Here is a 368-nt window from a genome sequence, read left to right as displayed (position 1 = left end):
GTCTCCGGGGTCTGGAGGTAGTTTCGGACCTTGGACCACTCACGACCCGACAACAAAGGGAGCGCCAAGGCGATCTGCTGCTCCGCCCAGACTCGGTCGTTCAATTGACCCTCGGGACGAAACACCGCGAGCGCGGCGTGGGCCTTCTTCCAACCGGCTTCGCATCGCTCATATTCGGCGAAGGCCGCCTCAGCCTCCTTCCAGGCATAACGTGCCGCGACCGCCACGCCACGGGCATCCCGACCTTGCCGTTGCGATTGCGTGACCCGGTGGCTGGCGAGCTCCGCCTGCTCCCAGAGGCGTTCCACGCGATTCCAGCCCAGTCTCAACACACGTCGCGCCTCATAAACGGTATGGAACACATCCAG

Annotated in this window: 1 pseudogene; it reads right to left on the bottom strand. The window is 63.9% G+C overall.

What is annotated here, in order from left to right:
- Positions 1-368: pseudogene (locus tag ACYOEI_RS41210) on the bottom strand (hypothetical protein); the annotation flags it as partial.

Source organism: Singulisphaera rosea (assembly GCF_054877945.1).
The sequence above is the reverse complement of the archived record's forward strand: the minus strand, read 5'-3'. Positions and strand labels throughout refer to the sequence as shown.